At 53.5% G+C, this 14,999-nt stretch carries 10 protein-coding genes; 2 read left to right on the forward strand and 8 right to left on the reverse strand.

What is annotated here, in order from left to right; translation table 11 throughout:
* Positions 1 to 15: 15 nt before the first annotated feature.
* The 3 genes from OHL19_RS07770 to OHL19_RS07780 are packed head-to-tail and all read right to left on the reverse strand — an operon-like array spanning position 16 to position 6,623.
* Positions 16 to 2,091 (reverse strand): glutaminase family protein, encoded by a 2,076-nt coding sequence (locus OHL19_RS07770; RefSeq protein ID WP_263357074.1) that lies wholly within the window; start codon positions 2,089 to 2,091, stop codon positions 16 to 18.
* Between the two features lie 52 nt (positions 2,092 to 2,143).
* Positions 2,144 to 3,490, reverse strand: a complete 1,347-nt coding sequence (locus tag OHL19_RS07775) for a tetratricopeptide repeat protein (RefSeq protein WP_263357075.1) — start codon at positions 3,488 to 3,490, stop codon at positions 2,144 to 2,146.
* Positions 3,414 to 6,623, reverse strand: coding sequence for a TonB-dependent receptor (locus OHL19_RS07780; protein ID WP_263357076.1), 3,210 nt, complete (start codon positions 6,621 to 6,623; stop codon positions 3,414 to 3,416). Before OHL19_RS07780 ends, OHL19_RS07775 begins: the two co-directional genes overlap by 77 nt.
* 216 nt (positions 6,624 to 6,839) lie before the next feature.
* Here OHL19_RS07780 and OHL19_RS07785 point away from each other — a divergent pair, with 216 nt between their 5' ends.
* The gene (locus tag OHL19_RS07785) at positions 6,840 to 8,366 is read left to right on the forward strand and encodes a family 16 glycoside hydrolase (protein WP_263357077.1); all 1,527 of its coding nucleotides are present in this window, start codon (positions 6,840 to 6,842) and stop codon (positions 8,364 to 8,366) included.
* A 30-nt stretch (positions 8,367 to 8,396) separates the two neighbouring features.
* Here OHL19_RS07785 and OHL19_RS07790 read toward each other — a convergent pair whose 3' ends face one another.
* The 3 genes from OHL19_RS07790 to OHL19_RS07800 form a co-directional block, all read right to left on the reverse strand.
* Positions 8,397 to 9,035, reverse strand: coding sequence for a response regulator transcription factor (locus OHL19_RS07790; RefSeq protein WP_263357078.1), 639 nt, complete (start codon positions 9,033 to 9,035; stop codon positions 8,397 to 8,399).
* Between the two features lie 161 nt (positions 9,036 to 9,196).
* The gene (locus tag OHL19_RS07795) at positions 9,197 to 11,587 is read right to left on the reverse strand and encodes a GH92 family glycosyl hydrolase (RefSeq protein ID WP_263357079.1); all 2,391 of its coding nucleotides are present in this window, start codon (positions 11,585 to 11,587) and stop codon (positions 9,197 to 9,199) included.
* A 141-nt stretch (positions 11,588 to 11,728) separates the two neighbouring features.
* Positions 11,729 to 12,472, reverse strand: a complete 744-nt coding sequence (locus OHL19_RS07800; protein ID WP_263357080.1) for an MIP/aquaporin family protein — start codon at positions 12,470 to 12,472, stop codon at positions 11,729 to 11,731.
* 380 nt (positions 12,473 to 12,852) lie between these two features.
* On the opposite strand from OHL19_RS07800, the gene OHL19_RS07805 reads away from it, so the two are divergent.
* Positions 12,853 to 13,458 carry an outer membrane beta-barrel protein gene (locus OHL19_RS07805; RefSeq protein WP_263357081.1) on the forward strand — a complete coding sequence of 202 codons (606 nt, stop codon included), beginning with the start codon at positions 12,853 to 12,855 and terminating at the stop codon, positions 13,456 to 13,458.
* A gap of 100 nt (positions 13,459 to 13,558) precedes the next feature.
* Here OHL19_RS07805 and OHL19_RS07810 read toward each other — a convergent pair whose 3' ends face one another.
* Together OHL19_RS07810 and OHL19_RS07815 are read right to left on the reverse strand one after the other, a co-directional pair.
* Entirely contained in the window at positions 13,559 to 14,113 is a 555-nt protein-coding gene (locus OHL19_RS07810; protein ID WP_263357082.1) for an SRPBCC family protein, read from the reverse strand.
* A 162-nt stretch (positions 14,114 to 14,275) separates the two neighbouring features.
* A complete protein-coding gene (locus tag OHL19_RS07815) occupies positions 14,276 to 14,842 on the reverse strand; it encodes a fasciclin domain-containing protein (RefSeq protein ID WP_263357083.1) in 567 nt (188 codons plus the stop codon).
* Positions 14,843 to 14,999: the final 157 nt, after the last annotated feature.

Here is a 14,999-nt window from a genome sequence, read left to right on the forward strand (position 1 = left end):
TTATTCAAGGCTTGTCTATTCGTGTCGAGCCGCGATTGCGCGCCACTTTGCTGTGAGTTGCTTATCTGACAACGCCTTGATGAACACACCGCCAACTACACTTCGTGCCTGGAAGCCGATCTGCTTTCCGGTCTTTGTGTCATACCAGTCGGTCAGGGGGACGCGGCTTGGCGTCTCGTTCATCCACTGATAAATAGGGTCGACGATTGCGTTGAACTGCTCTGGTTTTGAAGCCAGGGTTGCAGTCCAGATAGACCAATCGAGCTTGGTGTAATCAGCGCGGCTATCGAGGGGAAGACCATAGCTGTTGATCTTCGTTAGGTAGTAGGTCATGTCTGTTTCGCGAACGCTGCTGGGAAACAAGTTGTAATCCAGAACGATATCCCACACGAGGTTGTATTTTTGGCTCCATGTGCCGGGGCTGTTGAAGGCGAGCTTGTAGTGATCACCCTCCTGGGCCATGCCGACCCATTTGCCTGCCATGGTTTTTGCTGCGCTCTCATAGTCCTTTGCTACGCTCTCTTGCTTTAACAGACGTGCGAGGTCTGCGTAAGCGGCGAGGGCGTCGATGGCTTTGATAGAGAGATTGGCGTTGTGTGCAACGTGACCTGCGAAGTCATCGGTTGTAAGTTGATTCTCCGGGTCGAGGCCTTTTTCGCGAAGATATTTTGCCCAGCTAGTAAGTTGTGGCCAGTAGCGTTCTGCGAGTTGTGCATTGCCCTCCGCACGCGCAACTGCGTCGACAAGGATGAGCATGTTACCGCTCTCCTCGACGGGCATCTGATCGTCTTCTGTCTGTTCACCGCCGCCATAAACCTGACCATTTGCCAATGGATACTGGCCGAGATCGTGTGGTGAGAAAGGGAATTTCCATCGTGCAAGCGCAGAGTATTCGAGGACAGGAAGCAGTTGCGCTTCGAGTAGCTTGGGTTGGAAGAATAGGAAAAACGGAGCGGAGGGATAGAGCACATCAACCGTGGCAATGCAGCCGTTTGAGAAGTTCTCTTTAGCGAAGAGCATTGGATCGCCGTTGGCATCGGCCGCGAGACCGTGAGCTGCAATCGTTTGCCGATAGGATAGGATTCCGATTGCTGCGTAGTGCGCGCCACCGACCTTGGTGAGATCTGCTGTCAATTCTTTGTCAAATGCATCGCCGCGTTTATCGAGCGCGACATATTGATCTTCTGCGGTATCCAGCATCTTTTCGACAGGCATGTTGTTCCGCTGCCAATACTCGCGAAGATTACGTTGCAGATATTGAATCGCATAGTCTTCGGTATACGAGACCAGCAGGTGCCGACTCACGGGCTGTGTGTTGACAGAACCGAAGTTGAGTATGGCTGTTAGATGAGAGCTTCTGCCTGCAGACTCTGGCATGTCGAGTGAGTCGCTTGTGGGCAGCGTTCCCTTATCGACGAACGTATCTAATGCGTTGGGTGCTATCGCTGTAGTTGAATCTTCGTTCTTTGGAATAGCGAGATGGAAATAGCCCCAATCAATGCGAAGGTTATCGCCCGAGCGATTGAGTAGATTCTGATCACGAGAACCGACAGATATAACGTTCAACAGAGTCGTCTGGTTTCGTGAGGCTACGACCTTTTGGCTGCGATCGTTCACTGCAATGATGGGATCTACATCGATAAGAATGGAGACCTGATGAGCGGATCCATCTGTTGATGTAGCGCTCCATGTTAGGTACGTTACCGGGCGTGAAAGCAGGTCCAGGTCACTCATGATTGCGGGGGTAAAGAAGGTGAGTTCAATTGCTACGCCGCTCTGCCTGAACTCATATCGCGTATGTGTAGGTGTAACAGAACTGGCATTCTGCTGCATCGCCGGAACGTTGTCGGGATTGCTGCCCATGAAGCGATAGGGCTTGCCATCAATGCGCGCCAGACCTGCGATGGGTTGATGTGCTCCAGTCCAATGTGTTGTGTCTGAATCTGTGAGCTTATCGGTCGTGGACCAGATGCTGAAGTAGGGATCATGCGTGATGAGTGGCGTGGCTGGCGGTCTCTGTTGCGATACTGCCGAACCAAGGCAGAGAAAGATAGCGGAAAGAAAAGCCAATGTCGATGGGACGGTCTTCATGAAATCCTCTTTGAGAAAAGACAGTTTGTAAAGCTGGTTCGGGTTGTGTTTGTTATCTGGGAGTGGATGTTTGGCCTGAGTCCGACTGATTCCCAATTGTTGCTGAAGGGTTTCGCCAATTGGCATTCCTTATTTCTTTGAGGCGTTTTGCCATCGCCGCGCTCTTATCCTTGTCTCCGAGTTGTGCGTACGCTCTAGCCAATAGAAAGTAAGCTTGCTCCTCAGTTGGATTGTCTTGAATTGCCATATTGAGCTGAGCTACTGCATCGACAGTATGGCTTTGATTTAACAATATCCGACCGATCTCCAAACGTGCAGGAGCATAGTGAGCGTCTATCGCCAGAGCCTTTGTTAACTGGGCTTCGGCCTCATCCTGATCTTGTTTTGTCTGTAGTGCAAGCGCGAGTTGATAATAGGTGCGTGGCTGGTTCGGTGACAGTTCGATTGATTCGTGATATTCGGTAATCGCCTTATCTGTGTCGTTCAATTTGAGGAGTGTGTTTCCCAGCAGTAAGTGGGCCTGGTAGGATTTTGGGTCTAAGGCGATAGCGTGCTTTAGGTCATCGCGAGCGGTGTCATAGAGAACTGCGTCATACTCGCTTTCGGCAATCGTGATCAGGAATTGTGGAGAGTCTGCGTAGGTGTTTCGCTGCGGTTGTAGAAGAGAGGTTGCTTCCTTGAATCGACCTTCAAGCTGTAGCGTGTTTGCGAGTAGTAGCAGAGATTGAATAGACGGATACGATTTGTAGTTGATCTCGGCTATGGTTTGTGCGGAGGTTAGTTGATGGCTGGAGATAAATACGAGGGTTGCCAGTTGTAACTCCTGAGCTGGCGTCTTTGCAGTGGCATGAAAACCCTTGAGTGCCTCTGCTGCTTGATCGATTTGACCTGTACCGAAAAATTCGCGAGCCAGTGAGGCTGCGATGCTGGTATTCATCGGCCATATGGAATGAGCTTGTTGCAATACTTGTTTTGCCTTAGGTATATCACCGCTTTCATCGAAAGAAGCTGCGAGCAATAGGCTCACTCGCACGTCGCAATTCAAATCGGAAAATGGTTGCAGTGTCGTGGCGGCATCCTGATAGTGTGCGCTTTGCATGAAGGTGCTCGCTTTGCCAAGTACCGCTTCTATTGCATCTTGTGATGGACATCTCCTGTTCGTTTTTGAGTCATGTTTTACTGAACTTCCGGGACTATTGCCGACACTATGCTGCTGGGCCGTCGCCGCAGTTGTTGGACTACCGAATTGGCAGACAACAACTGCAGCGGTGAGGATGAGAACAAGTCGCCTTGTTCGTCGCATTGGCAAGAATGCCACGGGATTAGAAGGCGAACCGCAGGCTAAGTTGAATTTCACGTGCTGGCCCTGCGCCTTGAACATAACCGAATCTGGTGTCATTCACTCCCGTATCCAATCCGTTGAAGTTGACGCGATTGAAGGCATTGAACACGTCCGCTCTGAAGGTTAAACCATATCGGTCGACAAATTTCCATGTTTTGTCGCCTGACAGATCCCAATCCGCGGATCCGGGGCCATATACGCTCTGTACGGAAGAGTTTCCCTGGACACCTACTCCAGTTACAGGTTGAACGTTTTGTATGTTGAAGTATGGTCCAAGTTTTCCATGCTTGCCCAGGTCGCCATTTAACGATGAGTTATTCACTGGACCAGTGACGTTAGGCAATGCGTTGACGAAGATTCCGAGGGATTGGTTGCTGCCGAGTGTCAGCCAGGGGCCGGAGTGAAGAGAAGCGATCGCAGCGAGCTTCCAGCCGCCAACAACTGCATCCATGAGAGCGCCTTTGTTGAGGAAGGCCTTGCCGTGTCCGAATGGGAGCTCATAGATAGCGTTGGCCACTAGGTTTCGAGTCAGGTCTAACTGGCAATGACCACGATCGAGCCTCATGTCAAGAGGATGCCATGAGAACACATCCTGCCACGGCCAGCCGAGGCACTTAGAGAATGTGTAGGAGCCGAGTACGGAGAAGCCCGAGCTATAACGATGCTCAGCGCGAATGATCAGACCGTTGTATATGGAGCTACCCGAGTTAGTGTTCTCTTGAACCCCGTTCCAGCCAGGAAATGGGAAGGTTCCGTCCGGGTTCTCGGGATCGATGTTAGGTCGCTCTTCATAGTGATGCGCTGCGCTTCCTAGGTACGAAACTCCGAAGAGCCAGTTCTTCAACGTGTGATCGATCGAAAGGTTCCACTCGTAGGTGTATGGAGTTTTGCCGTTAGGTTGGATGAACGAAGCTGTCGGACCTCCGCCTTGTACATTTGAAGCGAAGAGCTGGCTGAGGTTGAAGTTGAGAGGTTGCCCAACCGGTGAGTTGTTATAGCCCTGAATCAAATAAAACTTGGTTGTATCTACTTCTACTTCGTATTGGTTGATATTTGGTTGCAGGTAATAGAGTCCGAATCCACCTTTGACGTCTGTGTTACTCAACGGAGTCCAATTGAAACCAAACCTCGGCGCGAAGTTTGTGTATATAGGCTTGACCATGTTTCTGCCAAGGCCGAGGGTGCTTGTGTCTGGATACGAAAGGTCCTGATTGGTTGCAACATCAAAACTTCCGACGTGATTGCGTGTGTCGACGGGCGGTTGGCCATGTTCCCAACGTCCGCCAACATTGATGCTCAGATGACGGCTGACTTGAATATTGTCCTGAATGTAGTAGGACTGATACCACATTCTCAAATTGAGTGTTGGATCGCCAATCGCGGTAGAACTGGAAGTTGGAATTCCAAGAAGGAGGTCGGCGACGGGATCTCCGCTGTAACTTCCGTTGAAGGAGATAGAGGTTGCCGCCCAGTCTTCATACATGAAAATTGGTTGATAGCGGATATCGAGACCTGCCGTGATCTGATGCCTGCCCTTCTGCCAGGAGAGTGCTTCCGTCCACATGTTCAAGCCTTCGCGGACGATGTCTGTGCCCTCTGTCGAACCGGGATTGGCATAGTTCGTTACACCAATGGATGGAGGCCCGTAGGAGCCGGGCTGGTCTACTTCATTAATAAGTCCAAGAGGATTAGCTTTAGATGCATCATAGCCATCTGCGCGTTGTTCGCCGACAGCGGTATGAGCCCATCCATATCGAACGTTGTTGATCAGGTTAGGAGAAAAAACATGAGTCCATCCAATCCCTAAATTTTTGGGATCTGAAGGATATATGATCTCTCTCGATGGAGTGATGTCTGTCACATTTGTGGTCTGATTCTGATTGGTAAAACGGGCAAAGACGCTGTCCTTGCCTGAGATGGCATAGTCGAACCTGACGTTTTCCTGGTTCCAGTTGTCGGTTGTGTTCGCGACATAGAAATAATTTTGGCCGCCGGGATAGGAGCCATTGGCCGCGGGGTACAGCGCTAATACTTTCTGCGCGACGGGGTTGAAGTAGGTGCCTGGGATCTGATTGCCGGGAAATATCGCATAGCCGGTTGGGGTGTTTGGATCGCTTATGTATGGGTTATAAAGCTGTCCTGCATAACCGCTGAAGTTACCCGCGAGTTGTTGTGCGTTCGGGACATTGACGTAGTTATCCGCAGGGAATATCTGCCGGAAACCCTCGTAGTTGCCGAAGAAGAACATCTTGTTCTTCCTGATTGGGCCGCCGAGGCTTGCTCCAAACTGGTTCTGGTGAAACGGTGGCGCAGCGCCTGCGTCGAAATAATTTCGCGCATCGAAATCGTTGTTGCGAATGTACTCGTATGCGTTGCCGTGAAACTGATTCGTGCCGGATTTAGTAACGACGTTAATGAATGCTGCGCCGTTTCCATATGCTGCGGATGACCCGGATTGTTCGACTTTAAACTCCTGAGTGAAGTCGGGTGAGGGAAGCAGTCCGGCTGCTCCGTACCATGCATTGCGTGTTTCGATGCCATCGTATAGATAGCTTGCGTCGTCTTCTCTCAGGCCTGCGATGGCTAGAGCTACTGTTTGAGTGCCGGTCCATTGTGAGGCCGGGGAACTCATGCCGGAAATGATCGGTGTAACACCGGCGGAAAGCTGGGCCAGTTGGAGAACGTCGCGACCATTCAATGGCATATCTTGAATTTGCTGATTCTCGATGATCTGCCCTTGGTTTGACGCCTGAGTATCCAGCAGCAATGCTCCTGCGGATACTGAAACGGTCTGAGTAGTCCCGCCGACTCCGAGTGCGATGTTTTCCTGAATCTGTTGATCGACGAAGAGTTGGAAGGGCTGGAGATGCTGTGTTTCAAATCCACTTTTTGTTACTTCCATCGTGTAGGTTCCAGGAGGAAGTTGTGTCACATGGTATGCGCCAACGTTATCGCTGCCTGCGTGGTAGGTAATTCCTGTCGCCGTGTTGACGACTGAAATACTCGCTCCAGCTACGACTGCGCCCGTCGTGTCTGTTACCGTTCCATTGACGGCGCTGGTCGTGCTCTGTGCATGGCCTGCTACTGCAGCGAAGATTATGACGGCCAGGGCCAGCATGAGAGTCCCAAGGATCATCTGCTTTCGCAGGTGTGTGGGCGATACACTCACATACTCTATATTTCGCTTCATCTCTTGCCTCCTGAAGTCTTGCATCGGTATGCCTCATGGTTGGCTCCTGAGGGCGATGTAATCATTTACATTGCATGCCTCATGGCCCTTTGCTTACGGCGAGGATAGTATGGATTCGAACAAACGATACACAAGATGTCGGAGTACTCAATCACCACTAGTACAGATGAACTATGGAGTTAGTCTGCTGATGTATCTATGTAGAGGAGTGCAATAGTGCGATGGCCGGATAAAGCATCCAGGCAACTCCTGGCAGTGAGCCTCATCCTGGCAGGATTGGCAATTGCCGCGTGGTCCTGGTTTCACTGGCGACACGCAGATAGTGCCGTGCCTATGCAGTCTTTTGATCTACAGGCGGCGCGGTTGGATGAATGGAAGGCCTATGGCGGAAGCTGGAATATTGCTGACGGAGCTATACACAGTAATTCGTATGAACGAGGCGCGAAGTTACTCGCGGGCTCGAAGAACTGGGATAACTACACGCTGAACGCCGATATGCGCTTTGATGGGGTGGCTGCGGATATGGGCGTGATCATCCGTTCCAATGATGAATCGCGTGGCGTCGATTCATACAATGGATATTTCATCGGGCTTCGCAGCCTGGATGGAACGTTGATGATTGGACACTCCAACTATGCATGGGGTGAGGCGCGGCCTGTATTGGTTCCGGGCGGTGTTCATCCATCTATCTGGTACCGTATGCGTGTCACTGCGTATGGTTGTAACATCGCCGTGTCGGCACAGAATCTTACTACCAATCAAACAGCGTGGCTGGCTTTTCAGGAGCGCTCTTGCGTCAAGAGTGGCCGTATTGGTCTGCGCTCACTCAATGCCAATGCCATGTGGCGCAATATCAGCGTGACTCCTGCTGGGTGGAATGACTATCAGGCGTTGCGTCAGCATGTGGATTCCGTGGAGCAGCTTGTGATCCTGGATGGGCCGCCGTGGTGGACTCCGTGGCATGTTGGAATGCTGTTCGCTGCTGCGCTTGCGCTCGCTTTGTTGACGCAGCTTATTTACTTTCGGGTGCAACAGTGGAAAGCATTCACCATCACTCGGGAGCGCGAAAGGCTGGCCCATGAGATTCACGACACCATGGCGCAGAGCTTTGCGGGGGTAGGCTATCAAATTCAGGGAATCAGACGCAGCGTGGTGCGTGACGATTTGCAGGACACGCGCCACATTGCAGATCAATTGAGCGTCGCTTATCAGTTAGTTCGCAGATGTCATGAAGAAGCCAGTCGAACTATCGCTATGCTTAGTAGCTCTTCTCCGCTGGCACAGGAAAATCTTTTAGGGGCTCTCGCGAATACCGCGCGCAAGATCGCAGGAGATCAGATCAAGACCAATACGGAGTTGATTGGAAGCTCCACTCCGCTCAACCTGCGACTGGCGGATGCGTTGCTGCATATCGGGCAGGAGGCAATCGCGAATGCTGTTGGCCACTCCGACCCAACTGTGTTGACGATCACTCTGACCTTTGAAAAAGATGACGTGGAGCTGACGCTGCGAGATAACGGGCAGGGCTTCGACTACTGCCCGGCAACTGCGGGCTTTGGCATTCTCGGCATGCAGAAACGTGCGCGCGATATCCTGGGGACATTCAACATTATGAGTATGCCGGGGCAGGGAACGGTTGTGAGTGTGAGGGCGCGATTACAAGAAGCCAATCGACGGCTGCGCCTGGTTGCAATGGTGAAGGAGTGGTTCGTGAAGACGCCACCTGGCTTCAGTCCCCGATAGTTATTGATTCTGCATAGATGGGCTGGAGAGTTACTCGGGCAGACGGATCAGTCCACGTCGTATTGCAGTTGTTGCGGCTTCAGTTCTGTCATTGGCTTCGAGCTTTACAAGGCAGCTCGCTACGTGATTGCGGGCTGTCTTATCGCTGATGAACAGGCGCTCCGCGATCTGTTTATTGGTCAGTCCCATGGCAACGAGTGTGAGCACTTCAAGCTCGCGTTGACTTAGTTCTTCACGACCCATGGTCTCGAACAATCGTTGTGCAATGCCTGGAGGGATGCAGCGTTTATTCGCGTGCACCATCTCAACTGCTTGAACGATTTCATCCTGAGGTGTGCTCTTGAGCAGGTATCCCATGGCGCCAGCCTGCAAGGCGCGGAGGATGTACTCGTCGGATTCGTAATTTGTGAGCACGAGAATTCGCAGGTCTGGTTGTATGCGCCGCAGCTCAGCGATGGCTTCTGTGCCTTCCATCTCCGGCATGCGAAGATCCATCAGTACTACGTCCGGCTGCTTTCGCTGTATCTCTGCGAATGCTTCTTTTGCCGATCCGGCCATACCGGTGACAGCGATGTTTTCCTCGCTCTCCAGCATGGTCCGCAAGCCAAGCCGGACGACCGGATGATCATCGACGATCAGCACCTTGATCTTGTTTGCCCGCTCATTCATAACAAGACTTTAATCCCTTTTTCGGGCAGAGAGAAAAAGGGAATTGGATAAGCCGGTCAAAAGAGGGCAGCAGATAGCTAGAAAAATGGGCTGGAAAGAGGAGCGAAAATCTTTCGCGCTTCCTCCTTCCAACCCGTTCGGTGCATGTTTGTCGTAATGCTTTATTCGTTCGCGGGCGATGCTCCGAAGGATGGCGGCTCATCGCCTTTCTTGACGCCCCAGTTCTTATCCGGCGTTGAGCCGAGATCGAATTCGAGCGTACCGCCCTTGAGCGCGAAGCTCTCCGGCAGCCATGTTTTGGAGCTTGCCTTGCCGTTGACTTTCACGCCCTGTACGTAGGGCGTATTCGTCTCAGCGGCAGGGGCCAGGATGCTTACGTCTCCGCTGGCGCGATGCACGGTTATCTTGGAGAAAATCGGGCTTCCAAGTACGAGCTCCGCTCTGCCGGGGATCTCCGGATAGAGGCCCATGGATGCGAAGACTGCCCAGGAAGACATCTCTCCCAGATCGTCATTGCCGGGGATTCCGTCGGGTGCATTCTTCCAGATGGTGTTCAATACTTGCCGCACCAACTGCTGTGTTTTCCAGGGCTGTCCGGCGAAGTCGTAAAGCCAGGGGGTCTCGACTGACGGCTCGTTATCCAGCTCTGCATGAAGTGGGCCTGCCTTGGTGACGGCGGGCGCGCCCTTTTCGTCATAGAAGAAACGATCGAGGCGCACGACAGCTTTATCGCGTCCGCCCATCTGCTCAAAGAGACCGGCTACGTTGAAGGGCACCATCCACACATACTGCGCGGCGGTACCTTCGACAAACCCATCTTCTGTGCTTGGCGTAAAGTCTTTGGGCGCTTTGTCGTTATCGTCCTGAATTTTTGCCCAACTGCCATCCGCATTACGATTCATGAAGTAGCCGCCATCCGGAGCGGCTTGCGGATTCCAGATGTTCTTCCAGTACTGTGCTCGTTCTGCGAACCGGCGCTGGATAGCTGAATCACCAAGATGGCCTGCGAGAGCTGAGATTCCAAACTCCGCTGAAACATCCTCAAGCGTGTCGGCGGCCGGTCCCCATGCGGGTGCGCCAACCGGGATGTAGTGCAGCTTGAGCCATTGGTCCAATCCTGGCCGCTGGCCTGCGCACTCGACCGGGCATCCTGCCTGGCTGAGGTCTTCTTTGGTTGGAACATCCGCCGCATGGACCAGCGAGGCGAGTGCAGCTTTCGTCTCAAATTGCCGTCCGCCAAAGGCCCAGATGTCGGCGATGGCTGCGGCTGCGGGATCGCCATTCATGACATGCGTTGCGCCGCTGAGGTGCGTCCAGCGATCCCAGCGACCGCCATCCTGTTGCGATTGGTTGTAGAGACTTTGCGCGACATCGCTGCCTTGTTTCGCATCCAGCCAGGTTAGCAACTGGAACTGCGATCGATAGACATCCCATCCGGAAAAATTGGCGTATTGCACGGACTGTCCGGCGACGACATGATGGACTTTGCCATCCATGCCGGTGTACTCGCCGTTCGAGTCACTGTACGTTGTCGGGGTCATCAGCGCGTGATAGAGCGCGGTTGTGAAGACGGTGCGCTGCTGGTCTGTGCCGCCCTCAATCTCGATCTGATTCAGGCGCTTGTTCCATGCGTCGCGAGCGCGCCGGGAGACCTGCTCGTAGGTTGTGTCCGCGAGACTTTCGGCGTCGAGATTTGCCTCCGCGTTCGCCTCACTTACATAGGAGATTCCGACGCGTACACGTACATCGCCGCCATTGCCAAAGCCAGCCCATACTCCCGAGCCATGACCTGCATCAGGAAAGCCCTTAGCACCGAAACCGGTGCCGCCTTCTGCCTTGGTCGCGCCGGGAGTGATGGACTCATCTTTCCATGCGCCGGTCTCGGTCACAGGGCGATCAAAGTGGGCGACGAAGTAGAGGGTGTAATAGGAGCGGCGATCTTCCGTGCCAAGAAAACCGCAGAAATTGCCGCTGGTTACAGATCCGGTAATGGTGCCGGTTGAGGCGTCAATGTTGGTCTGTGCCGCGGTTGATCCGGCTTCGGAGTCGGACGTGCGCACGAGGATGCGTGCAGGCTTACCGACGGGGAAGCGAAAGGTCGCCACGCCCATGCGGGTCGCGGCTGCCAGGGAGACTTCAACTCCATTGGCAAGTTTGACGCGATAGGAGCCCGGTTCCGCTTTTTCGTCTATGTGGGCGAACCCGGTGGCGTAGGCGTTGCGAAAGTCTTTGGATGGGGAACTTTCCACCGCTTCGGTTACGGGCATCAGCGGGATATCGCCTGAGCCACCGGCGCAACCCCAACCCTCAACGTTGGTCAGACTGAATCCACGAATTTTCTGCGATCGATATTCATAACCGCCGGGTGCGGCGATCGTGTTTTTAGAATTTACAGGTGAGTTTTCAGGGCTGAACTGCACCATGCCGAAGGGCATCGTCGCGCCAGGAAATACGTTGCCGCCATTGGTTGTGCCAATCAGAGGATTGACCCACGAAGCACGATCCGGGTGAGCTGTTTCCTGACTGGTTGCTGTAAGAAAAGATAATGTCAAAGCCGATACGAGACCGGCCTGTAGGATTCCAGAAATAAGGGGACGGGAAACTACCTTCATGCCCGTAGATTAAGACATCGAGCGAGAGCGTGTCTTTGGGCTGGCAGTCGATGCATGAATTTATGTAGTTCAGAATGCCCGTTAGAGGTGAGCCCAGCGTAGCAGGAGCCCGGCCAGGGCAGCCCCGGTTAGATCGCCGACGATGGGAACCCATGCGTATTTCCAGTTAGAGGAACCCTTGCCAGCGATGGGCAGCAGGAAGTGCATGAGGCGTGGGCCAAAATCGCGTGCAGGGTTAATTGCGTAGCCGGTGGTTGCTCCAAGCGAAAGGCCGATACCCCACACCAGGCTGGCGACCAACCACGGACCCATGCCCGGAGCAGGCCCGTTTGCGGAGACTCCGTGAGAAAAGATCGCGCCGGCTACCAGCACCAGAACGAACGTTGCCACGATTTCGCCAAACAAATTCGAAGGCAGGTGCGGAATTGCCGGGCCGGTGCAGAAAATTCCCAGCTTGGCTCCCTGCGCTTCGGTCAGTTCCCAATGCGGATAGAAAAATAACCAGGTAATCGTCGCTGCGCACATTGCTCCCAGCAGCTGCGCGGACCAGAAGCCGATCAGATGAGAGAAGTCTCCGCTGATGATGGCGCTGCTCAGTGTGATGGCGGGATTGAGATGCGCGCCGGGGCTACCGAAGGCCTGAGCTGTCAGCACTCCACATAAAACGCCCAGAGCCCAGCCTGTCGTGACCACCATCCATCCGGCGTTTTCGGCATAGGTCTTGCGCAGGCTCACGCTGGCATTCACGCCTGAGCCGAGCAGGATCAGGATGAACGTTCCGGCGAATTCGCCGAGCCAGGGTGTTAGCTGCAGAGCATCATGCATCGTGCTTCCTCAGTAAAAGTTCCTCGAACCGAGCATTCGTAGGAAACGCGTCCACATCTGTTTTGGGCAACCTCAGCATTGTCTACATTTTTGTTGGTTTAGCCAATGCTGATTCGCCATAGCTGCTCTGGCATTCACTTTCCACGCTGTTCCAGTGGGAAACGCCCTAGCTTCGGCTTTCCTCGAAGCTCTCTATACGTCTATTCATCAGCCGTCAATTTTGCGCTCAAATACCTCGGAGCCGTCACAGACCGTTCCGGCCAGTTACAATTCTGAAAGTGGCGCAGGTTTTGTTGCGTCATTTATCGACACGATCGAAATGATTGACATGCTCCGTTTAGCCGTCAGGCAGTGCGGGCAGTCGCGAGGTTCACGACCGAATGAAGAAATTTGCCCTTATTGCACTCCTGCTGGTAGTTGGTGTGGCCGCAGGCCGAGCCCAGGAAAGCCGCCAGGACTTTAGCGTCAGTGGTTCTGGAATTCTGGAACCATTTATTTCCAGCACAACCGGTGTGAGGGTCTCTTCCAAGCGCGGTTTGGGCGCATTGTTCAGCTATCGCTTCATGCTTACGCCGAGAGGAGCGGTGGAGGCAAACTACTCCTACACGCAGAATGCGGTTCACTATGTGAAGCCCGCCCTGCCGAATGGCGTTCAAGTCAATACCCGCCTGCAGGAAGTCACAGCAGCCTACGTGTACAACTTCAGCTACCACAAGTTCAATCCATTTGTGGAAGCCGGTGGCGGCGCGCTCCTATGGGGCAATATCCGCAATATCGGAACCACCAGCCTGGATGTGAAGTCGCAGACGACGATCGTGGGCCTGTATGGCGCCGGTGTCGCATACGAGATCAGCCCGAGCTTCGATATCCGTGCTGAATATCGCGCTTTCTTTTCCAAGGTGCCGAACTTTGGAGACAGCGATTTGACCACCAATCGCTACTACAACATCAACAACCCCGTTGTGGGCGTGGCTTACCACTTCTAGACACGAGCAAATGCTCTTCGAGCAAAAGGCCTCCGCATCCGGAGGCCTTTTGTTGTTCTATCGAGAATCGCCACGATCCGGTCTGGTTTAACTGGCCGTTTTAACTCCTCCGCGTTGCCTGCCGACTGGCCACGGGCAGAATTTCGTCGAGCCTCTTTTGCCTGTAGGCAAATGTCGCTTCCATCTGACTGCGCACAAATATCGCACCTCCGATAGCCCCCAGCGGTCCCAGCGGCAGGTTGTATTCCACCTCATCGGTGATCAGAGTGCCGACGACGCTATCCCGTGTTTCGGACTGGATGAGGTGGCAGTGGCTCCAGGAGGCGAACGGGCCTTTGACTTGTTCGTCGCAGAAGTGGCTGTTCCATTCAAATTCGGTGATGCGCGCCAGCCATCCTATTCGAAAGGGAAGTCCGCGCAACGGGCGAAAGCTGATCACCATCTCTGAATCCCGGCCGGCTGCGGGGCTTTGAAAACGCAGTTCTGGATCAGGCGCAACCGGCCTCGGAGGCGGCGGAATCAGGCGCGAACTCTCAACTTTCGCCTTTTGCCATTTAGGCATCAGGTGCGGCAGGTTGCCGGGATTTGCGAAGAAAGCAAATACAAGTTCGACCGGAAACGGCGTCCATTGGCTGGTGCTGAGGGTGTACGGCATCCTGGGAGAGTCTCCGGGCGGCTGGTGACTTGCCGCTGTTTCTGCTCAAGAGTACCCCATCCACGGAAAATTAAGGTTACGGGCAAAAGATAGCGGAGCCTGTTGCGCTCCGCTTCTTTTTTGTTCTGTATTGCTTTTCGTGCAGTTCGGGGGAAGGGGAAGCTAGTTGGGGAGCAGAACACTATCAATCACGTGGATGACTCCATTGGATTGATAAACGTTGGCGATGGTCACAGTCGCCATGCCGCCCTTTTCGTCGGTCAGCATGATCTTTTTGCCCTTGGCCGTGGCAGTCAGCGTGCCGCCTGAAACAGTCTTCAGCTCAGCCTTGCCACCGCCGGCCTTGATCATCTTGACCAGGTCTTTGCTGGATACTTTGCCGGCAACAACGTGATAGGTCAGAACTTTTGTCAGTTGATCCTTGTTCTCCGGCTTCAGCAGGGTGTCGACGGTGCCTGCAGGCAGCTTGGCAAATGCCTCGTTGGTCGGGGTAAATACGGTGAAAGGGCCAGCGCCTTCCAGGGTGTCAACCAGGCCAGCAGCCTTAACTGCGGCGACCAGGGTGGTGTGATCCTTGGAATTGAGGGCATTCTCAACAATGTTCTTGCTGGGATACATCGGAGATCCACCTACGTCTGGATCCTTCATCTGAGCCTGAGATACGGTAGCAGCGCTCATTACGGCAGTGGCCATCAGGAGTGCGAGGGAGATTTTCTTGAAGCGGTTCATTGGGTACATCCTCCGGTTAAAGTTGAACTTCACCTGGAGAACGAATGCGTCCTGTCTTCGGATTTCTGTTTTACAAAATACATTTACAGCACGGTCAAAATAGCACGCGGATTTACTCCAAACGCGGGTTGTGCGCATGGTTGCCGTAGGTCGGAAC

It is taken from the genome of Acidicapsa ligni, assembly GCF_025685655.1.
GTDB lineage: Bacteria > Acidobacteriota > Terriglobia > Terriglobales > Acidobacteriaceae > Acidicapsa > Acidicapsa ligni.

What these genes read in the sequence shown, in the direction of transcription:
- OHL19_RS07770 (WP_263357074.1), bottom strand. Translation starts at nt 2,091, where the DNA reads ATGAAGACCGTCCCATCGACATTGGCTTTTCTTTCCGCTATCTTTCTC.
- OHL19_RS07775 (WP_263357075.1), bottom strand. Translation starts at nt 3,490, where the DNA reads ATGACACCAGATTCGGTTATGTTCAAGGCGCAGGGCCAGCACGTGAAA.
- OHL19_RS07780 (WP_263357076.1), bottom strand. Translation starts at nt 6,623, where the DNA reads ATGAAGCGAAATATAGAGTATGTGAGTGTATCGCCCACACACCTGCGA.
- OHL19_RS07790 (WP_263357078.1), bottom strand. Translation starts at nt 9,035, where the DNA reads ATGAATGAGCGGGCAAACAAGATCAAGGTGCTGATCGTCGATGATCAT.
- OHL19_RS07800 (WP_263357080.1), bottom strand. Translation starts at nt 12,472, where the DNA reads ATGCATGATGCTCTGCAGCTAACACCCTGGCTCGGCGAATTCGCCGGA.
- OHL19_RS07805 (WP_263357081.1), top strand. Translation starts at nt 12,853, where the DNA reads ATGAAGAAATTTGCCCTTATTGCACTCCTGCTGGTAGTTGGTGTGGCC.
- OHL19_RS07810 (WP_263357082.1), bottom strand. Translation starts at nt 14,113, where the DNA reads ATGCCGTACACCCTCAGCACCAGCCAATGGACGCCGTTTCCGGTCGAA.
- OHL19_RS07815 (WP_263357083.1), bottom strand. Translation starts at nt 14,842, where the DNA reads ATGAACCGCTTCAAGAAAATCTCCCTCGCACTCCTGATGGCCACTGCC.